Source organism: Cohnella abietis (assembly GCF_004295585.1).
In the GTDB taxonomy this organism is placed as follows: domain Bacteria; phylum Bacillota; class Bacilli; order Paenibacillales; family Paenibacillaceae; genus Cohnella; species Cohnella abietis.
Window position 1 is genome coordinate 378,939 of sequence record NZ_AP019400.1, and the last position, 21,078, is coordinate 400,016.

The 21,078-nt window shown below is 45.1% G+C and carries 18 protein-coding genes; 10 read left to right on the top strand and 8 right to left on the bottom strand.

The genetic code is table 11. The features are described 5' to 3' along the window. Positions 1–33: 33 nt before the first annotated feature. Both KCTCHS21_RS01555 and KCTCHS21_RS01560 read right to left on the bottom strand, forming a co-directional pair. On the bottom strand, positions 34–1,149 hold the full coding sequence (locus tag KCTCHS21_RS01555; RefSeq protein ID WP_130604817.1) for a hypothetical protein: 1,116 nt from the start codon (positions 1,147–1,149) through the stop codon (positions 34–36). 336 nt (positions 1,150–1,485) lie between these two features. Then, positions 1,486–2,985 carry an Ig-like domain-containing protein gene (locus tag KCTCHS21_RS01560; protein ID WP_130604818.1) on the bottom strand — a complete coding sequence of 500 codons (1,500 nt, stop codon included), beginning with the start codon at positions 2,983–2,985 and terminating at the stop codon, positions 1,486–1,488. A gap of 306 nt (positions 2,986–3,291) precedes the next feature. Between KCTCHS21_RS01560 and KCTCHS21_RS01565 the strand changes: the two genes are divergently transcribed. The 4 genes from KCTCHS21_RS01565 to KCTCHS21_RS01580 all read left to right on the top strand — a co-directional run bounded on the left by KCTCHS21_RS01565 (position 3,292) and on the right by KCTCHS21_RS01580 (position 7,702). After that, a complete protein-coding gene (locus tag KCTCHS21_RS01565) occupies positions 3,292–5,214 on the top strand; it encodes an AraC family transcriptional regulator (protein WP_130604819.1) in 1,923 nt (640 codons plus the stop codon). Continuing rightward, positions 5,214–6,266 (top strand): FecCD family ABC transporter permease, encoded by a 1,053-nt coding sequence (locus KCTCHS21_RS01570; RefSeq protein ID WP_232058029.1) that lies wholly within the window; start codon positions 5,214–5,216, stop codon positions 6,264–6,266. The genes KCTCHS21_RS01565 and KCTCHS21_RS01570 overlap by 1 nt, the downstream gene beginning before the upstream one ends. Beyond that, the gene (locus KCTCHS21_RS01575) at positions 6,263–7,267 is read left to right on the top strand and encodes a FecCD family ABC transporter permease (protein WP_130604821.1); all 1,005 of its coding nucleotides are present in this window, start codon (positions 6,263–6,265) and stop codon (positions 7,265–7,267) included. The genes KCTCHS21_RS01570 and KCTCHS21_RS01575 overlap by 4 nt, the downstream gene beginning before the upstream one ends. 108 nt (positions 7,268–7,375) lie before the next feature. After that, positions 7,376–7,702, top strand: coding sequence for a hypothetical protein (locus tag KCTCHS21_RS01580; protein WP_232058030.1), 327 nt, complete (start codon positions 7,376–7,378; stop codon positions 7,700–7,702). A 450-nt stretch (positions 7,703–8,152) separates the two neighbouring features. Here KCTCHS21_RS01580 and KCTCHS21_RS01590 read toward each other — a convergent pair whose 3' ends face one another. Then, positions 8,153–9,160: a cell wall hydrolase gene (locus KCTCHS21_RS01590; protein ID WP_130604822.1), complete on the bottom strand. Its 1,008-nt coding sequence runs from the start codon at positions 9,158–9,160 to the stop codon at positions 8,153–8,155. Positions 9,161–9,349: 189 nt separating this feature from the next. Beyond that, positions 9,350–13,255 (bottom strand): discoidin domain-containing protein, encoded by a 3,906-nt coding sequence (locus tag KCTCHS21_RS01595; RefSeq protein WP_130604823.1) that lies wholly within the window; start codon positions 13,253–13,255, stop codon positions 9,350–9,352. 368 nt (positions 13,256–13,623) lie between these two features. Between KCTCHS21_RS01595 and KCTCHS21_RS01600 the strand changes: the two genes are divergently transcribed. Further along, positions 13,624–15,153 carry an MORN repeat-containing protein gene (locus tag KCTCHS21_RS01600; protein WP_130604824.1) on the top strand — a complete coding sequence of 510 codons (1,530 nt, stop codon included), beginning with the start codon at positions 13,624–13,626 and terminating at the stop codon, positions 15,151–15,153. A 19-nt stretch (positions 15,154–15,172) separates the two neighbouring features. Here KCTCHS21_RS01600 and KCTCHS21_RS01605 read toward each other — a convergent pair whose 3' ends face one another. Together KCTCHS21_RS01605 and KCTCHS21_RS01610 are read right to left on the bottom strand one after the other, a co-directional pair. After that, positions 15,173–15,790, bottom strand: coding sequence for an NAD(P)H-dependent oxidoreductase (locus tag KCTCHS21_RS01605; protein ID WP_130604825.1), 618 nt, complete (start codon positions 15,788–15,790; stop codon positions 15,173–15,175). A 45-nt stretch (positions 15,791–15,835) separates the two neighbouring features. Beyond that, entirely contained in the window at positions 15,836–16,375 is a 540-nt protein-coding gene (locus KCTCHS21_RS01610) for a TetR/AcrR family transcriptional regulator (RefSeq protein WP_130604826.1), read from the bottom strand. Positions 16,376–16,611: 236 nt separating this feature from the next. Here KCTCHS21_RS01610 and KCTCHS21_RS01615 point away from each other — a divergent pair, with 236 nt between their 5' ends. The 5 genes from KCTCHS21_RS01615 to KCTCHS21_RS01635 all read left to right on the top strand — a co-directional run bounded on the left by KCTCHS21_RS01615 (position 16,612) and on the right by KCTCHS21_RS01635 (position 19,286). Continuing rightward, positions 16,612–16,875: a VOC family protein gene (locus KCTCHS21_RS01615; protein WP_232058031.1), complete on the top strand. Its 264-nt coding sequence runs from the start codon at positions 16,612–16,614 to the stop codon at positions 16,873–16,875. 207 nt (positions 16,876–17,082) lie between these two features. Beyond that, the gene (locus tag KCTCHS21_RS01620) at positions 17,083–17,532 is read left to right on the top strand and encodes a GNAT family N-acetyltransferase (protein ID WP_232058032.1); all 450 of its coding nucleotides are present in this window, start codon (positions 17,083–17,085) and stop codon (positions 17,530–17,532) included. Between the two features lie 42 nt (positions 17,533–17,574). After that, entirely contained in the window at positions 17,575–18,057 is a 483-nt protein-coding gene (locus KCTCHS21_RS01625; protein WP_232058033.1) for a VOC family protein, read from the top strand. Positions 18,058–18,208: 151 nt separating this feature from the next. Beyond that, positions 18,209–18,856: a DUF975 family protein gene (locus KCTCHS21_RS01630; protein ID WP_130604827.1), complete on the top strand. Its 648-nt coding sequence runs from the start codon at positions 18,209–18,211 to the stop codon at positions 18,854–18,856. 7 nt (positions 18,857–18,863) lie between these two features. After that, entirely contained in the window at positions 18,864–19,286 is a 423-nt protein-coding gene (locus KCTCHS21_RS01635; RefSeq protein ID WP_130604828.1) for a GNAT family N-acetyltransferase, read from the top strand. Positions 19,287–19,442: 156 nt separating this feature from the next. Here KCTCHS21_RS01635 and KCTCHS21_RS01640 read toward each other — a convergent pair whose 3' ends face one another. Both KCTCHS21_RS01640 and KCTCHS21_RS01645 read right to left on the bottom strand, forming a co-directional pair. Then, entirely contained in the window at positions 19,443–20,423 is a 981-nt protein-coding gene (locus KCTCHS21_RS01640; RefSeq protein ID WP_130604829.1) for a hypothetical protein, read from the bottom strand. Next, positions 20,384–20,959: an RNA polymerase sigma factor gene (locus KCTCHS21_RS01645; RefSeq protein ID WP_130604830.1), complete on the bottom strand. Its 576-nt coding sequence runs from the start codon at positions 20,957–20,959 to the stop codon at positions 20,384–20,386. Before KCTCHS21_RS01645 ends, KCTCHS21_RS01640 begins: the two co-directional genes overlap by 40 nt. Between the last annotated feature and the right edge of the window lie 119 nt (positions 20,960–21,078).

Genomic DNA, 21,078 nt, shown 5'->3' on the forward strand with positions numbered 1-21,078 from the left:
CTGTCGCTTGCAAAGCCATCTTTTATTGAAGCCTTATGCTGCTTTGACCGGTTTGACCTCATTGGAAAAATTGTATTTTACCGGTCTGGCATACACAAACCCCTTTGTCTTGGGGTCGAAGGCGTACACGGTTAACGTTAGCTTCGAAGCGAGAAAGTCTCCGGAAATAACCAGCGATGTTGTGCCTGTCTTAAGCGGTGAAAAGTCGATCCAAGAGTCGTCCTCTTCGTCGGTCCAGTACACGATATACTGCAGACGGCGTGCCACGTCCGGTATTGCAGAGGCTGCGGCGAACGTCAGCTTGTAATTATATCCCCCGCTGCCGTCTGCAAGTGCCTGCACACCTGTAATCTTCGGCTCTTTGAAGACTAGCGGCTGCAGATCCTTGAGCCCGCTTAGCTTGAGCCAGTAGGACCGTACCTCCTGGAGTGACATAACGGGAGGTACGATCGTGTTCTCAATTTCCCCGTAGAAACCGAGACCGTCGTCCTGCCGGAGCGAATCCGCCATGGCCTGCTTGGCCGTAGGGGAGCCGAATAACGCCATGTAATCGTCCGCCATGATTTCGGTTGCATCCCACATATGTGTGTATCCGGGCTCGGACCCATCTTCGGAAAAGACGACCGGGTAGTTCTTGATTCCTCTCAGCGACGCCCATTTGGTGTTCGAACTGCTCGGGAGCTTGCGCTCCTTTTTGATCAGCCAGTAATGGGTAAAATGATGCCCGTATTCATGGCTCAGTGTCGCGGACAAGCTTTCGACCGTCTTCAGGCTGTCGGCATCGTAGAGGACGATCTCGGTCCCTTTGTCCATGACGATGTCGGACATGTCATCCTCCGACCAGGAGTAGGCCATGTTCGCGACGCCCGCTTCGCCTTCCTTTTTCTTCGGGGACAGGACGACCTTGCCTAGGTATGCCAATTCCTCGCCGTGCAAATTGCGCATCAAGTCGGCATACAATGATTTGAGCTTAGTCTGATTCCAGCTCTTGCTGTAGCTGATAAATTGGATGCGCTCGGGCGACAGATATGTAGCAACCGGCTTTGCGGCTGCTGCATCGGCTATCGGAACCCACGTACCTCCTATGGCCGTGACCACGAGAATCGCCATCATGACAACCCATAACTTGCGATAATGCTTCATCCCCACAACATAACGCCCCCTCTACCTTGGTGTACAGAACCTTTGAGAGAATTATCGGTTGAAACGGCAGATAAATGAAGCTTACGATTTCGACGATTCGGCATAGAGTGATTTGTTAGAAATTACGTTTATTTAATGAGCGCCGACCAATCAAGCGGGATAATGCGGTTGGTTCTTACAGCTATTAGCATAACGAGGAGAACCGGTGGCAGCGGTGGAAGAGTAAGGGCTTTACAACGTGGGATGGGGCCTAACTCCCTTTAATAGTAAGCCGAGACACCCAGATTCAACCGAATAGAAAAGACCCGCTATGCATCACACATAGCGGGTCTTCATAATGAGCTATTTTACAGTAACTTCAATGTTTGCAAACTTACCTTTGTATTTTACTGTAATGATTGTTTTGCCTTTTTTCAATGCAGTTAAAGTGCCGCCGTCAATCTCTAATATGCTATCATTTTTAACAGTCCAGACAGCGCGCTCGGTCACATCAATTTTAACGTCATCGATATATTGTGCTTCTGCAATCAACTGTTTCTCGGATCCTTTTTTAACTTCAATTTTTGATGGACTTGAGATAATAGCTTTGACAGCCTTTTCTTTTATTACCTCTACATTGAATGAAAGCTCCGTCGAGCCATGGCTTACATAAACAACTGCCTTACCTGGTTTGCCCGCGGTTAAAATGCCTGAATCTGCATCAACTACGTCACTTTTACTAGTTTGCCACACAACTTCATCTGTGACTTCTACTTTCTGACCATCCTCTGTTAAACCATAAATACGAATTGTTTTCTCGTCACCAGGAAGAAGCTTAATGTTCTTATTAGAAGCTACAAGAGACACATATTGAGTCGCTTCCTCCTCTTCTTCTGAGATAACGGTTACTTCAATAGCTACAGTAAGACCATTGTAATTAGCAGTTATAGTTGTCGTTCCTTCAGACACGGCTTCAATTTCGCCACCATCAATGTCGGCTATGTCACTGTCGTCCGTTGTCCAAACTGCTAAATTCGTTATATCTTTAACTTTGCCATCTGAATAAGTGCCTGTTAGCTTAATTTGCTTCGTGTCGCCAACGGTTAGTGTTGTTTTCTTAGAGGAGGCTTTAATAGATACAGCAGCATCTTTTGTTACCTTAACGGTAATCGTTAACTTCTTTCCTAAATAAGAAACGACCAGATTCGTTGAACCTACTTTGTTTCCGGCAGTGATTATCCCTTTTTTGATATCGGCTATAGCAGCTGATTCAGAACGAACAACTAACCCCTTGTCAGCAGTTATTTCCTTTTCTTCACCGTTCGTATATACAGCATACACTTTTAACTTTTGGGACTTACCTACTCCAAGAACAATTTCTTGCTCGGTAGCTTCCAAGTGATCTAATGTTGCATGACTAGCAGAACCCGGAGAGCCAGCATCAGGAGTGGTTTGTGTAAATTCAATTTTTCCAATGTGATAAGCCAATGGCATGTTATCTGCGTCATACAAGATAGTCATAGGATAATAAGTACCTGGTTGAGTTAACCCGGATCCATATCCTCTTGAATCATCATATAGACTAGACGTGGTAATGAAATCTGCCCATTTATAACGAGAAACATCGGGTTTAACGCCCCCATAGCTAGAAACGCCAATTCGTCTAAAGTTATCTGCCACATCTTTTGGTAGTTCATCTATATTCACATAAGTTACGAAGCCTCTCTCGTTAAGCTTGTACTCTATCCCTTTTGTTAATTCGACAATTTCCTTACCATCTGATCGAGCAGCTGCATTGCTAACACCCGGTAATACACTGAATACTGCTGCAAATAACATCAACATAATAATTGCTTTTTTCAATTGAATTCACTCCTACAGGTATTATGTCTCATAGACTAGAACGATCTGACTATATCATAAAACTGGTAAATTTTATATTTAAATTTGCTGTGAATTTCTATTGAAGGCCATAGATGAATGAGTTGTTATTTTTTCAAGGAGAAACATACCGTGAACTCGTTATAGCTGTACTATTTGCCCTCAATAATACCTTTGAGAACAGGAGCGTCATAAAATCAGTTATAATAAAGCCGTGGAAACGCAACCAATCAGCGGGAGATCATTGTCACTCCCAGCATACGTTCAATAGAAAGGAGATTTTCTTTGTTGAACCTGCACTTTAAAGCGGCGTGGAGCAGCGAAAAATGGGATAAAGCCCTGACCATCTGGGAGAACGCGTCGATATCGATATTGGACATTCGCCATCGCTTAATCGAGGGACAAACGTCATTGCAGGAATTCAAGCTGCCAGCCCATGCGTTCTTATTCGCTCTTAATGGTCCGGGTATCCTGCGTCTTGGCGAAATTGCCTACGAGATGGAACGATTCGCCATGCTTCATCTGTGCAAAGGTACAAAAATCTCGATCGATGCGCTGGGAGGATGGCTTGATTTTTATCTGATCCTATATCAACCTTCCTATAATGCTTCCACCTTTACTAGCGGAAGAAACATAGAGAGCAACCCGCTACTTTATCCCCTTGCTGTTAGTGTGAGCAATCCGCTTTTCTACGCGAATTGCTTCCGCAGCATGCATGATCAGTGGCAACATGCATCAAACCATCGGCAACTCCATGCAAAAAGTGGTTTTTATCAGCTCGTCGAGCAATTAAGCATCGATTGCAAGCATGACCACATCGCTGCATTGCCGTTAGATATCGTTCAGAACGCGATTGCGTTCATGGGTCAGAATTATCACCTGTCATTAACAATACAGGGCATCGCCGAATCGTTCGGCATCAGCAGTAGTCAGCTGAATCGGCTTTTTAAGCAGAAATTGAATGTAGGGCCGCTCGAATATTTGAAAGAACTGCGCATTCAGGCGGCAAAGCGATACTTGGAATTATATCCGGTCAGCTTAAAAGAAGTAGCCAGCGCCACAGGCATTTGCGATGAGTTCTACTTGAGCCGCCTGATCAAGCAGCGATTTAATAGGACAGCCGAGCAGCTGAAGCAAAAATTTACAAGCCGGATGCGCGATATGTACATGGAACAAGAAGATCAATTCCCTTATACTCATTCATTGAGTGAGAATAATTATCATTATCAAAATAAGGGAGAACAGATCATGTTGAACAAATGGAAAAGCAAGCTGCTACTCACCGGTGCGCTCAGTGTCATGCTCACCGTAACTGCTTGCGGAAACAATACTGGCGCCAACAACGCGCAAACTAACAAAATACCAGAGGAAAGCTCTCCGTCCGCAGAAACGCGCATTGTAACTACAGAAATGGGAAATGTCGAAATACCGATCCATCCTCAGCGTATCATTATACCTTACCAGCAGGGAGATCTGCTTGCGCTTGGTATTAAACCAGTCGGTACTTCTTTCAATGATGATGCCGTGTTCCAAGAGGAGATGGGGGATACGGCGATTGGGATTCCATGGGAGACTGATCTAGAGGCGATTATGGCATTGGAGCCGGACTTAATTATTTATACCAATGAGGAAGATTACGATAAGCTCAGCTTGATCGCGCCGACTGTCATCATTCCTAAGCTTTACAGCCTGAACCCGCTGGAGCGCCTCACCTTGCTAGCCGACCTGGTTGGTAAAGCAGAAAAAGCAGAAGAATTAATTGCGCAATTTCATAAAAAAGTAGCGGATAGCAAATTAAAGCTGGAGCAGGGCGGGCTAATGGACAAGACTGTCGCTCTAATTGAATTCAATGAACCCGGCAGCGTCTTTATTTACGGCAATAAATATGGACGAGGCGGAGAATTGCTTTACAATTACCTAGGGATAAAGGCGCCTCAAAAAGTGATTGACGACATTATTGAGCATCCCAAAGATCCACGTTATTTGGAAGTTTCTAAAGAAGTCATGGCTGATTACCAAGGTGATTTTATTTTCTCGGACAAGAATTGGCTTAAGATGGAGAACGATCCGATCTGGAAAAGTCTAACGGCAGTTAAAGAAGGAAAAGTGATTCAGACCAACTCCGGGATGTTCTGGTTCAATGATATTTTGTCATTGAATGCCCAATTAGAATTTATTACGGAGCAGCTGCTGGAACACGCGAAGAAGTAATGGGGAAAGGACTCTCGCATATGCCTTCAACTCACTCTAAAGCCGATCGCCATAGGGGCGGTCGGCATTTCTCGCTATATATGCTGCTTGGAGCTGGTCTACTTCTACTGGGTATGGCAGCCTCTATTTCATTAGGTGCAGCAAGGATAAATATCGCAACTGCCTGGCAGGCGCTGTTCCAGTATAATCATGATTTCAGCGAGCATCAGGTTATTAGGTTCCTACGGCTGCCGCGCACGATCGCCGATATTATCGTTGGTGCAAGTCTAGCTGTCTGCGGTGCGGTTATGCAGGGGTCGACGCGCAATCCACTAGCTGATTCCGGTTTAATGGGTATCAGTTCCGGCGCTGCTTTCGGCATGGCGGTTTGCTTCGCCATTTTCCCAAACTCGCCCTACATGATCAACATTCTCTATTCCTGCATGGGTGCTTCTATCGCTACTTTGCTAACGTATACGATTGCCTCTGTCGGAGCACGCGGTATGACACCACAGCGGCTTGTACTAGCAGGGATGTCGATTTCGATGCTGTTCGGAGCGCTCACAACTGTAATTGTAATCAAGTATCGCATTGGCAAAAGCATGCTCCATTGGTCATCGGGCTCTACAGCAAGCGCTGGATGGGTAGAGCTTGCGGTCGTCACACCTCTCTTCCTTGCCAGTATTGCTGTAGCTATATCCATTTCGCGTTCGATAACGATGCTAAGCATGGGCGAGGAAGTTGCATCAGGGCTTGGGCTACATACGAAAAAAACGCGTCTTATGGCTACCTTAATTATACTTGTACTGACTGGACTCGCCGTTGTCATCGTAGGGCCAATTGGATTTGTCGGGCTTATTATCCCGCATGCTGTGCGATTCTTGATCGGCGTCGACTATCGTTATATCATTCCGATGTCCGCTTTGTACGGCGCTGCGTTTCTCTTAATTGCTGATATATTTGGCCGACTGTATAACCGGCCGAGTGAAACGCCGCTCGGTATTATTTTCGCAATCGTAGGCGTTCCCTTCTTTCTGTATATCTCTCGCAAGATCAGGAGGGATGGGGTATGAGGCGCTCGACCTTAAATGGGCTCTGGATAAATCTCATCATGGCAGCCTTGTTGCTAATTATGACGCTCATCAGCCTAACAACGGGTAAGATGGGTCTGTCAATTGGGGAGATTCTAGATGTGTTCCTTGGAATGGGCACTGGACGCAATGAGGCAATCATCTATCATTTTCGCATGCCTCGCATCGTGCTGGCGATTCTGGTCGGCATTGGCATGGGGCTCTCAGGGGCGGTTATGCAGACGTTGCTGCGAAATGACATGGCGAGCCCCGGAACTCTCGGTATCAGTGCGGGCTCCGGACTGTTCGTCATGCTCGTTATCACGGGCTTTCAGATTACGTCTCTGGCAAGCCACTTTTTGCTGCCTGCGCTTGCCTTTATCGGCGGAATTACCGCAGCGCTGATCATCTTCTTGCTTGCTTATCGACATCGCACTGATCTGTCGCCGACTAGCCTGATTATGACAGGGGTTGCCGCCGGCACGGGCTATAACGCGCTTTCGTTAATGATTACGCTTAAGATGGATGAATATCAAATGGAGTTTGCCTTGCGGTGGAGTGAAGGCAGCTTATGGGGAGATAAATGGGACTTCATTGGCATCATGCTGCCGCCGATTGTGCTGATCTCGCTCTACATATACAAACAATATCGCAGTCTCAATGTGTTCGCGCTCGGTGCGCCTATGGCCAAAAGTCTGGGAATGCGTGTCCGCTTCAAATTTATAACGCTAGCTATCGCTGCGGTCACGCTATCGTCAGTCAGTGTCGCCTTCGGTGGAAGCTTTTTCTTCGTCGGACTGATTGCTCCGCACATTGCCCGCCGCATTTGCGGCAGTAATCATGGCATATTCTTGCCCGTGTCCGCTCTCGCAGGTGCCTTGCTTGTACTCACAGCGGATACGCTTGTTCGCTCCACCTTTCCGACATTCGGTGTCCCCACTGGGGTCATTATCACCTTGATCAGCGCGCCGTATTTCTTGTATTTGCTTACGAGGGCCAGATAGTTGCAGCCAGCTTTCATCATGGTGGTGGGTTAGGAATGCGTGAATTGCTAGTGTCACACCGAAATGGGCTTTCGCATAGGATAAATCAAGTTCCAACTGGAGGTCTGCATGATGAACATCCCAAGCGCGGTTCAGCCCAAGCTGACGCCGATTTATCAATGTCATTCCAAGGTTCGCGAAGTGCTGCGTTCGGTGAATGACCATCTTCATCAGTTATGCGGCAAGTATGCTGATCGGCTAGTGAAAGTCGAGACGGTAGATGGTGATGTCTTCGAGGGGCACATCGTTCATTGCGACAGAGGCATACTCTATCTAAATCTGTCCAACGAGGGCTACGTCCGCGCTTTTTTTCCAGGATTCCCAAACCCCAATGCTAAAAGTAATGTCGTACTGCCTCTGGTGCTATTTAATCTTCTCGCGATTTCGCTACTTTAAGAACGAAGGCCATTTAATTAGATAGGAGTGATCCATTTGGCCATTGTACCTCCTCCTGGACCACCGGGCGGGCCAGGATCGCCATTCGGTCCGTCTGGCGGACCTCAACCGCCAGCTTCTCCTCCGCCACAAGCCATTCCACCTAAGCCTCTTTCAGCTACTCTTGCCGTCGATCCGGGAGCTATTTCAGGTTGCCTGTTTCGCTACACTTACATTTGGCCGCGAGGAGGAGCCGGCTTCTGGTTCTACCCCGTTTTCGTCGGCCGCACGTCTGTCTCGGGCTTTCGATGGAACGGTTTTTTCTGGATGTTCTCCGGCTTGGATCTCCAACGAATTGAGTCGTTCTCCTGTTTCTAACCAGCCACACAGCAAAAACCGGACATTACCGCCTAAATGGAGGTAATGTCCGGTTTTTGTGGTTAGCTATTGAAGACCGGAACGCCTTGCCGCCTATTTCGCAAAGCGATGGCTCCCAACCGTATCGATAACGGTAAGACTGGACCAGAATTCTCCTTTGGACACTTTAGGGTTAAAGAAGTAGACGGCGTCCTCCACGTTGTTTTTGCCGTTCAATGCGTCTTTGGCGGCACGCAGCGCATCGGCTTTCGGCACGCTTTTATCAAGTAGCCCGTTATGCGCCGGAGGAAACTGCTTGCCGGAGTAGATTACATCCCGGATTGTATCGGGAAACCGGGAGTCCTTCACCCTATTCAGAATGACATTGGCAACCGCCAACTGGCTGTCATAAGATTCTTGCCCAGCCTCTACCTGAGTAATCTTGGCCAGCAGCAAAAGATCCTTCTCGGTGAATGGAGCTGCTTTATTGCTCAGAATCGAGGGAACGACGACGCGAAGCTTCGTTCCTGCTTTTATAGCGTCTTCTGCGGTTAGACCGTTGCGAGCCAGTAGCTTGCGATTGCTGCTGTCCACTTGACGACTAATTTCCGTCAAGTCCACTTCTTCCGTCACTACGGCAAGTGGAACGGACTCCAGCGAAACGGTCTGGGTCTTCTTCTCCCAGGCCATCTTAGCGTGCAGCATCTCTACAGCCTCGCGAAGAGGAACGTAAAGCTTTCCGTCTACTTGAAACGGTAACGCTTCCATCAAGTATCGCTCGTCGTTGAAATAGACAACCGGAACGCTATCGCCCAGAACGATGCGATCTCCGTGGGCCGAGCTCACCGTTGCTTCATCGTTTTTGGCGTCCCAGCGGACTTTTGCCCCGAATAGTTTGGCCAATAACGTGACAGGTACATACAGCCTATCCGCCTTTACTTTCACGGAATCCGTCAGCTTAACGTCTTTTCCGTCCAATTTGATTTTTATTTGATCCGCTAAACTTGCTTTTTCTTCAGCAGCCGTAGCCGCAAGCGGTAAGCTTACTGCCAACAGCAGTGCCCAGAATGCTATAAATATAGGCTTGCCAATCCGCTTATTGATCTTATATCCCAGACTCATATCGGACTCCTTTGACAAACTTTGCTTTTCCCAGCGTAGCGGAATCGTAAGAATCTGTAAAGTTTTATGAGAGTTATTTCATTTTCAGCCGGTGTACGAGTAACTGATATAGCCCGTCTACTAATCGCTGAGCAAAAACAGCCCACTCGAGTAACCGAGTGAGCTGCTTGCCATTATAACGCTGTCACATTACCAGTTGTTGCCCGAAACTCTTGTGACTTTAAAGTTCGGGTTTTTGTCTTCGCCATAAATGGCTTTGACACCAGGGTTATTAATCTTCACGTTCGTAAAGCTTGCTCCACCGTATGCTGGTCCTTGCCCTTGTTCTGCACTGGCAACGATTTTGATACCGTATCGAGTTGGATTGTTAATGTTGACGTTCTCGATACGAACGTTCTGCATGACAAGGTTTTCTGGTGATTTGGATTGGAACATTAGACCAAAGTAGACTGAATTATTAATATCCACGTTTTTAACCAAAATATTTTTGAAAACCCTATCTCCTCCGAAGAACCAGATAGCTCCGAAGTTCTGATAGTCGTTGATCTTGTCATCCGCTCCGACGCTGGTCCAGAAATCTCCGCCCGTGCGGTCTAGAGTGATGCCATCGAATACCGTGTCTACATCGCCAAAGCCTAAGGTATTGTAACCGAAGCTCAAGCTACTGATCGTAAGACCCGGATATGTCAGCGTATCTGCAGCGTAAAGGTTCTGGAACAAGTTGTTCGAACCGCCATAAGCAGCAAAAGCTGCAGCGCGTCTTACGGCAACTGCCGTAAGGTTAGTGAACTTATTGCCTACGTTGTATGAACCGCCGGAATCAACTGCACTGAACTCTGCGAAGGAATCATCACCAGTTCCCCTTGCATAGTTGTTGTCGATCACGTTGTTGTTGGAACCATTGGTCATGTTGATTCCATCCGCGAACATGTTTTTAATCCGGTTGTCTTTGAACGTATTGTTAGAAGCGCCGACGCCCCAATACAAGCAGACGAAATGCTCTGACCAAACGTTCTGAATCGTTACGTTCTGCATGCCGTTACCATCGATGAATTTACCAGGTCCGTCTACGCGGTACTGATAGTTGCCCCAAGCGGACAAGTCCTTGATGGTAGATCCGTTCGCAGACGAAGCGATATTAAAGCCGACATCCGTATTAGATTGGGATTGTGGGGCTGTCAGCTTCGTGTGCCATGGACCCGCGCCGATGATTTCGGTTGCACGGCCGTAAATAAAGATTTTGCTATTAATCGTCCAAGTGCCGGCAGGAATGAAAATCCCTTTTTTAGTTGCGTCTTGTCTGAACTCATTCAGTGCTTGCTCGATTGATTTCGAAGCCGAAACCTCTACGTACTTGCTTGGATCGGGGTTAGAGGCCGCTGGTGCGACGTTTTCCGTTTCGATCATGTCTACGTAGATCCAAGAGACGTCACCGGCGTCTTTTTGGATTTTGATCTTCGTTCCCGCCGGATAGACTTGGTCGAGCATCAACTGGGAATCTTCATACAGCCAGTAAGCTTTCGTACCCGTATTATCATAACCGAGTCGTCCAAGCGTAGAAGGCGTTGCATACACGTAAGAGAATTTGGAGGAAACATTGAATTTACCTTTGCTTACTCCATTGGCATAAATACTGACGGTTCCCGTCGTATTTTCCGCTACGGCATTACGCAAGACGAATGCGTTAGCTGGGGCGGTCAGCGTAAACTCAACGTATTGGCCATTTGTGTCTAGATATACAGCGGAACGTCCGGAAGCTTCGCCGGCAAAGTCGCCAGGAGTGAAGTTCGGAGCTAATCTTGTTCCATTCGTAGCGTTGGTAGGTAGCTCTGCCTCAATTACGGTAAAAGGCATGTTAGCGCCACGTCCGGAATAAAGGCTTGTCGTGCTTGTGTTGTTCGCTTGCTTGATACTGACCTCGTTCGCATCGACCGCAACTGTCGTAGTCACCGTGTAACTGCCATTAACAGCTGTCCACGTTCCTAGGCTGACATTGACGGATTGGCCTGGTGTTAATACACCGTTATAGGAACCATTCAAGGTCTGAACAGTTGCGCCGGCAGCGGTCTTAAGAACCAAGGAGACAGCATGAGCGCCGCCTGCGGAAGCGATGTTGCCTTGATTACTTAAGTTGACCGTAAAGGTGACCGTATTGCCTGCGCTTGGATTGCTTGGGTTCCATGTTGCCGTTGTGATCAAGTCGGAGCTTGGCACAGGAGCGACAATAAGCGACGACGTACTCGTAAAGGAGTTGTTCGCTTTGTTCTGCTCGATGATTGCGTTGCTCTCGTCAACCTTGGAGCTGACGGCGTATGTTGCCGCATTAATGGCTCCGATGTTCAGAGATACCGTTGTCAATTGACCAGCTGTAAGCGCAATCACCGGAGCGGTGCCTGCCAGTTGGTTGTTCAGATAGAAGTTGACAGTAGAGGCAGGAGAGCTGGCGGTCCCGATGTTCGATACGTTTGCGTTAAGTGTAATCGGACTCGTTTCGAGTGGAGAAGAAGGAGTCCAGGACATACCCGTGATCGTTAGGTCTGGGTTCGGTGCAGGTGTGCCATAAACTTGGAATTCTGCGACTTGACCAGCCGGAGCACCCGAGTTGGACGTTATGTTCAGCTGCAGACGTTTTACCGTGGCCGTAACCGGAATCGTGACGGAGTTACCGTTAGCCGGATTGAACGTATACGTTTGCGCTGAAACCAAGTTACTGAAAGCTGTTGTATTCTGGTCGTGGCCGAAAACCTGAATAGTTTGGGTCCGCGTCGACCAAGCCGAAGCCGGGTTCAATTTCAGTACTATGGAGGTGATATTATGATTGGCTAACAGGTCGAGCGTCAGTTGGCTTGGATTTCCGCCACCTTCCCAGTAAGTGTTGGTGTCGTTGTCGTTGGCGTTCGTGGCTACGAACGTGAACGTGGAGGAAGATGCGGTAATCGGTTTGCCAGGAGCAATGTTGATGCCGCCCGGTGATGGTGTTGGTGTAGGCGTTGGAGTAGGCGTTGGTGTAGGTGTAGGTGTTGGTGTAGGTGTAGGTGTTGGTGTAGGTGTTGGAGTAGGCGTTGGTGTAGGTGTTGGAGTAGGCGTTGGTGTAGGTGTAGGTGTAGGTGTAGGTGTAGGTGTAGGCGTCGCTGCTGTTGGGTCTAAAACAATTTGGTCAAGGTTAACGTTGGCTGTGTCACCCGAGTCGAATTTGTACGCGATCGTGTTATTGCCAGCATTCAACGTAATATTCTCAACCTTATTGCTCCAGGTGTCCCAATTCGCCAAGCTAGGTAAAGAGGATTGGCGGATTTTCGTTCCGTTGACGTAGAGGCTTATCGTCCTTGCGTTGCCGTTCGCATTACCGTATTTCAGTGTCGCATTGTAGTTTCCTGCAGCTGCTACGTTAACCGTGAAGGTCGTTGTCGCACCTTGCGTCCAGTATCCGTCGACGAATCCCGTCCCTGAATATCCGGTATGGTCCGTGTTTACTTTCGCTCCCCCAGACAATGCTGCGGATTCGGCTTGGTAATCGTTCGAAGGAGAAGGTGTTGGTGTCGGTGAAGGCGTCGGAGTCGGTGAGGCCGTGCCATAAATTTCGAATTCAGATAATTGCCCGGCTGGCCAGCCTGTATTCGCCGTGATGTTCAGACGAACGTAACGCGTGCTCGTAGCGGTAAAATTGATTGTGACGGAATTGTTCGCAACCGTAGGGTTAAATACATAACCAGTGGAGCCTACGATGTCCGTGAACGTTGAGCCGTTTGTACTGCCTTGAACGGCCAGCGTTTGCGTCCGCGTTTCCCACCCGGCAGGGATTTTCAGCACGATCTGATCGATGTTCGTATTTGCGCCAAGATCGACCTGAATCCATTGAGGGAACGAGTTATTCGTGCTTTCCCAGTACGTGCCTTGATTGCTGTCTTTTACATTATTCGGCGTGTAAACGTCGGCATAGCCGCTAGCCGTAATGGTTTTGCCAAGCGTGAGATTAGTTCCGCCTGCAGCTGAAGTCGAGGAAGGATACAACGTAAGCTGGGCTAGAAGTGTAACGAATGCTAAGAACATAATGACGATGGGGTTCCTTTTCAGCGATTCGTTTATTGATAACATAAACAACCTCCTGGTAAGATATTTTACTACATTAATGCGCTTTCATTTTTCCGCAAGGCTGTATGCCTTTTCTTATAACCTCCTTTACTGTGTATTTTGTGAGTCTCATCCAATCATCAAAATCTCTTGAAGTGAACTTAGCATATTCCAGTTGTATTTCTACCTAAAGATGTATTACTACGCATATCGTGTGTAATTATATTGAGAAAAAAACGCTGTGAACGCTCAAAACCAAGGCTGAAGATATATTTATGACATATGGAAGAAGATTCAATTATAATAGATAAAATATATGCCTTTTCGACATATTCACGCCAATTAATGCAAATCCAATAAGAATATATTGTGATATGAGGAGCACCTAACTAATGAATTCTGAGCAGACAACACACCGCCTCTTATATCCAGATGGAAGGACGAAATACGAGGGGGGTTGGAACAATAACCAAGAAAATGGCTTCGGCCGACTCTACTATGATAATGGAAGCTTAAATTACGAGGGGCAATGGCTGAACGGTCGTATGCAAGGATCAGGAAAATGGTATCGTCCGAACGGCAAGCTACAATACGAAGGTCTATTTCTAGATAATCTTCCTCATGGGGAAATTATTGAATATCGCGAAACCGGGAACCGACTGTACATGGGTACGATTGAGCGGGGCGTTTTGAACGGACACGGAACGATTTTCTATGATACAGGAGTCATTTGCTACGAAGGTATGTTTAGCAACGGCCTGATGAACGGAATCGGCAAGTCCTATGATCGTAGTGGAAAGCTAGTGTATGAGGGTCCTTATAGGAATGGAAAAATAAACAGCTCAGGGGCCAAAATAAAGCGGATTTTCTCGGTTTTGGTCATTCTCTTTGTCGTAATCGCATTAGGCTACAAATTCTATCCCGATATTCAGGGTGTACTCGGTCAAGGGGAATCCCATAAAGCGATACGCGCAGCTAAAAAGATCATGGAAAAAAATCTGGACAGCCCCTCATCGGCGAAGTGGGTATCCAGCGATATTGTCGATCAAAGCGACCCTTACTATATGATTCATCTCGTCGTTGAAGCGAAAAACAGCTACGGTGTAACTGTTAAGACGAGCGCACTTGTGTCCGTTACAATGGGATCGGGTAACGAGTTTACTTACAATCAACTCACTTCGATATCGGAGTCTAGCGATCCGCCGCAAGACTTTGAGATTCTAATAATGAAGCAATTTAACCAATGGCCGGGTTTTGTTAGCTTAAAGAACGACCGCAATGTGAAAGATGGGACAGCTTTTAAGGACTCAGAAGCGAATAAAGCCTCTGAAGAAAGTGACGTTGGCGTGCTCGTGCCCGATGTGAAAAAAGCTGCGGAAGAGAAGAGTAGTATTCCTCTTCAAGATTCGCTTGTACGCGGTGGCGGCGGATCTTTAGCTATGGTAGACTGGCAGCGATTTGACGACCCTGATGTCGTGCTTCCGCTCACTTTCGGTAACACCGAACTGGAGCTCGTTATCGGCATGGATCACCCGAATGGGATGAAGAAGCTTATCCGAAATCCTCAGGACGGTACAATACGTACTCTAGATAATGATTTTTCTGGAAGTGGCTTTGATGACTATGGAACGCTTATGGACGATTATCGTGTACAGGCGGGAACCTATGACTTTGACGGCGACGGTGTTGATGAGTTGTGGATCGCTAGCGGTAATTTAATATCTGAAGCTACCATTACGGTGTATGCCTATAAAGAAGCTAAAAATCTAAAAAATGACGTTCCGTTCGAAGAGAAGCTCGTTGCGAAGGGACAAATTGCATTTATTTTTGAAAATAACCAAGTACAGGTTCCGATTGGCTCTGCCGGCGTGGATCATGGCTATGTGTATAAGAATAATAAATTTACGGAAGTTGTTTACTAGAATAAAATTAATCTGATACTTAAAGTGAAACAAATTTTTGTTCTGTTTTCTTTAGAAATTTTGATCTTTCCTCTAAGCTTCGATTTGCCATTGCGGTGTAGTTGTACCAGCGGAGCTTATGGAATCCCATCTTCCGAAAAGTACCACGAAATAAAATCTTAGTAACAGGGTTGCCAAAAATCCATCTATAGAAGAAGTTTGGTGTAGCCATCACCGTAAGCAAAGAAACGCCTTTAAGTTTAGTAAGCTTGTTTACAAAAGGACGACCAGGCTTAGGCTCTTCGTAAATAATACCTTTAGCGAATACCTTATCAATAAACCCTTTTGTCATAGCTGGCATAGCTTCCCACCAAATAGGGAAAATGAAGATGATATGATCCGCTGCCATAAGACGGCTTTGGTATTCCATAGCCAACGGGTCTATCGTCTTCTTTTTGCGCCATGCGGCAAGCTCTTGTGCGGACATAACCGGATTAAATTGGTCCGCATGTAAATCAATCAAATCTATTTGATGCCCAGCCGAGGTGAGTCCTCGTTTGGTGGCAGCAAGTAGAGCTGCTGCGTAGCTTCTTTGATGAGGAATATTTTCGGATGCTTCAGCGCCGTATGGATGGTCAAAAATGATAAGAACATTCATGTGTTTTCCTCCTGTTCAATATTTCTTAGTTGTCGTTAAAGTTGATTATGGATGACGTTTAAAATCTAAGATTAACTGTGCCATTTCTTCTTCGCTTTCGGCCATGCCGCTACTCACCCATTCAATAAGAAGCTTGAACAATCCACCAGTGAAAAAATACTGCATATAGCGAGATTGCTTTTTCGAAAGGTCTTCATCCTGAACGACCTTATTAAATATGACCTGAATATAAGTATCAAAACGATCAAGAAGTAAAAAAGATATTTTAGATCTTATAAGACTATCGATCAGGACATGCTCCTTCTTAAAGTAAGAAAAAAACTGTTTGGCAAACAAATACGTATCCATCTCAGTTAAATCCTTAACATCCTCCAGATAAATTCCAAATAACCGGTCCAGATATTCACTTATAATGCTTTCTTTGGAGTTATAATTTCGATAATAAGCCATTCGAGACACGCCTGCTTTTCTGGTGATTTCCGATACGGAAATATGATGAAAGCTTTTGGTCTCCATTAAAATAATAAGGGCTTGAAAAATACATTCTTTGACCAGTTCATTTGGTGAGTTAGGTGAACTATTCAATGAGTGCCCCCTTATAAATGACGTCAAATGCACGTGCTGGAAATTACACTGACCAATGAAAGTAATATCCCCTTACACATTGCCTTATCATACGTTGTTACATCTGTAACGTCATAGTGGCATTTTAAGAATAGTTAATGTCCCTAGCACTTTCAATAGGGTTGGCCGCTAGTGTGACAAAACAGCCCTTTTTGTATCAGAGGAGAAAAAATATGAAGGGTTAAGGAGATGTTGCTATGACGGTTGTCACAACTAATTTTGCAGTAGTTAAATTACCGATTAAGGATCTGGAGGCTTCAGCTCGATGGTATCAGGATGTTATGGGAATCCCTTTTACCTTTGATTTTAAACCTGGGGATAACGAGGCCTGGTTAGACGTCGGAGGGATAGGATTAGGGCTAATCCGATGTCCTAACGTTCCAATGCTAGAGCCAGATGTACTACTTGCCAAGTGGAGGATACAGCTTCGAGCTTCGAGATCCGGACGGGCATCTATCTAGCTTATGGGGAGGATGGCTATCGGCTGAGGACGAGGCTGCGAATAAGTAACAATGTCCCATTTAAATCGGAGACGATGAGAATTGAAAGGCATGAGAAAATACAGAGCTTTGTGGGCTAACCGCCATTGCTCTGTATTTTTTATTTGCCAGGTAAACACCATATCATGGTAATGTTGTTAGTGACCTTTATTACAGGAGGTAATCGCTTTGAATCCAATAACGATTAGAAAAGCAAAAACTGATGATGTTATTGAGCTTTCCGAATTGTTCTATGAATTTATTGGAGTAGGATCGGATTTAACTGCTATGAAAATCCAAATTGAAATAACATCTAATAACCCCAATTATTATGTTGCAGTTGCGTGTGATGGGAATAGAGTTGTCGGGACAGCAATGGGCATAGTTTGCTATGATTTAGTTGGAAATTGCAATCCATTTATGTTGGCTGAGAACGTGGTTGTTTCCTCTGAGTATCAGGGCCGAGGTATAGGGAAGTTACTGATGCAGGCTCTTGAAGACTTTGGACAAATGAATCAATGTAATTATGTCATTCTTGTATCGGGAAGCAAGCGCGAAACAGCTCATAAATTTTATGAGTCAATTGGTTATTCTCCGGACCATAAAGGATTCAAAAAACGTTTGAAGCAGCAAATATAACAATATCGATAAGAGTATAAATAAATCGTGGGGGTCATACATATGAAAATCGAAGTGGAAGGTGTCTCCGAAATTGTACTCGAAGTAAAATCAATGAATCGTGCTGTTGAGTTTTGGACAAAAACATTAGGTTTTCCGATTGTCGAGCAGTGGGGATACGAAGAAAGGCAATTTACCAATAATGCTGACAATGTATGGGCCACTTGGCTCTACATTGGAGGGAACACAAGATTAGGGCTGTGGCTGCCTAGAGAATTTTCGGAAGAAGATTTAGTAAATAAAGAAATGCCTGTTTCACGGTGGAACGGTTTTTACGATGAAGGCGGGATTCATGTCCACTTTGCTTTACATATAAAAATAGAGAGCTTTGAGAGTGCGATATCCATACTTAAAGAGGAGGGAGTAGACATAAAAATAGTTAAGGATAGTAATGAAAGAAGACTCTACTTTAAAGATACTGAGGATAACGTAGTGGAGTTTTATACTTTGGATATGAAAAAGGATTATCTAAAGAGAATTATCTAATAGAATAAACTAATCAGTAGCATCAGAAAATATGTTGAAAGTTGTATTATTTTGTTAGATTATGGATTGTAAAAAAACGGAATTGGAAGTAGAATTACGGTATTAAATTAACCTGTGGTAATAAATAACATGAAAAGGTGGAATAAAACACGTGCCAACTAGCGCAGAGATTCGAGCAAGAGCTAGAGCAAGCTTGTCAGGTAAATGGACACCTGCGGTACTTCATTTCTTATTGTATTATGTGGTTATTTTCGCAATCGGATTATTTAGCTTAATTCCATTCATTGGCTGGATTGCGAGTTTGTTGTTGACAGGGGCTTTGACATACGGAGTTATGGCTTTCTATTTGGCGCTTTCTCGTGGCGAAATTGCATCTACAGAAACGTTATTTAGTGGATTTTCAAGATTCGTTGAAACCTTTGTACTCTCCTTACTGGTTGGTATCTTTACGCTTTTATGGTCGTTACTGCTTATTATTCCGGGTATTATCGCTGCCCTCAGTTATTCTCAAGCTTATTTCATATTAAAAGATAATCCAGGAATCGGGGGACTTGAAGCGATTCGTCGTAGCAAGGCGCTGATGGTTGGACACAAGGGCAGGCTGTTTGTACTGTATCTTACGTTCATCGGGTGGTTTTTACTGGCAGGTATTACATTTGGAATCGGTTATTTATGGCTTGCTCCTTATATTTATACCTCATTGGGGCACTTTTATAATGATCTCATCAATCGTTCAGCTTCCGTATCGCCTCCGCCTAGTCCTTATGGTAACGATCCTTATGCGGGCATTATTGTTTAAGGTGAGCATGGAATATCGTTATAAGGATTATGTTATTAGTGATGATCGAGGACGAATTCACATACCAACAGTATTAGATTTCTTAGCTACAAGTTACTGGGCAAATAGAAGACCCGCTGAGAAAATCGAGAAATCTATTGAGAACTCTATTTGCTATGGCGTGTATGACAGAGATAAAATGATCGCATTTGCAAGGGTCATTACTGATGGAGCTACTATGTATTATTTATGTGACATTTTTGTCATAGAAGAATACCGCGGACAGGGTATCTCTAAGCGACTTGTAGAGGTCATAACAAATGCCCCAGAGTTCGAGTGGATGACAGGGGTATTAGGCACTAAAGATGCTCATAGCCTATATGAGAAGTATGGTTTTGAGAGTGATAAGGAAAGGTTTATGAAGCGACTACCACAGGCTCGAAAGCTCTAAAATTCATTCGAATAGTCGACAACTGAAGAGCAAGCAGGGTTCAGCCACAGCGAGGTTACTCGCTACTCAGCTTCCCTTGCTTGCTCTTGTTTTTCATTGAATCTATTGGTAGTCATCATGGTAAATAAATGTGGGGATAACCATTCCACTCAGTAGTTAACCCTTCACCAAGTTTTCTACAATGAGCTTAAATTGCTTCTCTGTAAGATCCACTTTCCCTGATGCTGTTACATGATAGTGTATATCTTGATTCTCGTCATACCAGACAGCTTCATAGCTCTTTGAACCAAGCATGCTGGCTTTAGCAAATATGGCTTCTGTCCCGCCAAAAGTCATTGTTTCCTGTGTAAATTCAGATGAGAAGGCAATCTCCATTCCGATCATATTTTTCATTGCCTGAATACGAAGGTTCATTGAGTCCTTCTCGTATTCAAGCTCCGATATATTCGCTTCTGACCACTTCGCTTCTTCTACGAATAAGTTCAGATTCTGCTCAGCCGAGGCCCTCTGTTGGAATAGCTCAAGTAGCCTAGCATGCTCTGCTGAAGTCCGATCGTCATACTCGTTAGGAAGAATAGGCATGACACTGCCATATTTGAATTTAAACCCGTCAGGAAGATTCGTTGGCTCTTTAATAATAGGTGCAGAAGTGCGAAGTAAGAGCTCCTTAAAATCGTTATAGGAAGTGAATATATTAGTATCATGGAGAAACTGTATATTAGGGTTTGAGCCACTGTTTCTCACGTAATAGGCTAGCACTTGTCCAGACTTAACTAATTCCAGCACCTGATCCCTATAAGTCGGTTTAGGCGCAGAATTCTCCTTCTCGTACGGTGTAATTTTAGCTTCTTGATCAAGAACAACGGATTGTATTTTTACATCTCCAGCATGATTACGAATTTGAATGAATTCACTCGCGGCATATACGGATGCGGATGCCAATAGCACAATGAATAGAACAGTCATATAGACCGTTAATCGTTTAGCTGGTCGGAAGCTCCGGTTTACTCCTCCAGATTGCAATGGAACAATTCGAGTCATGATAGAGTCGATTACATTGATTTCTTCAATTTGATGATCAGATATAGAGTGGTGCTTTAAGTTTTTAACTGAATCGGTTCCTTCTCCTCGTCCCATAACATATCCTCCTGCCATTGCTCCATTTTTTTCTTAACCTTTTCCTTAATCCTGTTTACTCTCTTCTTGGCGGCTTCAGGTTTGCACCCCATAATTTCACCCAACTCTTCGTAGGTCCGTTCCTCAAAAATACGAAGTATGAGTAAGGAACGGTTGTCTGGAGACAGCGCAGTCAATGCAAACCCTAATTGCGGACTGAATAGTCGCTTATCCATGGCCTGCTCTGGACCTTCTGTGGTCACTTCAGGACTAAACAATCTTGGCAGCAGAAGACGTTGATATTTTCGCTTACGTAGCAGGTTTAGACAATGACGATATGCAATTTTGTATAACCATGAAGAGAAATTAACGGTGTGCTTGTATTGCATAATGGACTCGAAAGCTTTAATAAAAATATCTTGGACGGCATCTTCCGCATCCTGTCGATTTCCTAATATCCGCAAGCAATATCGGTAAATCGGTTGCTGATAATTCTTAACGACCTCAGCATATTGAATGGCGTGACCGTTCTGTATCTGAGCAATTAATTGTTCTATTTTGTGGTCTTCCGATGAGTTCTCCTCCCTTCATGAATTCTGCTTTCTAATCTATATAACACATGGGATCAGCCAAACGGGACATTCTCTGAATTCGCTTACGGAAAAAAGTAAGAGCA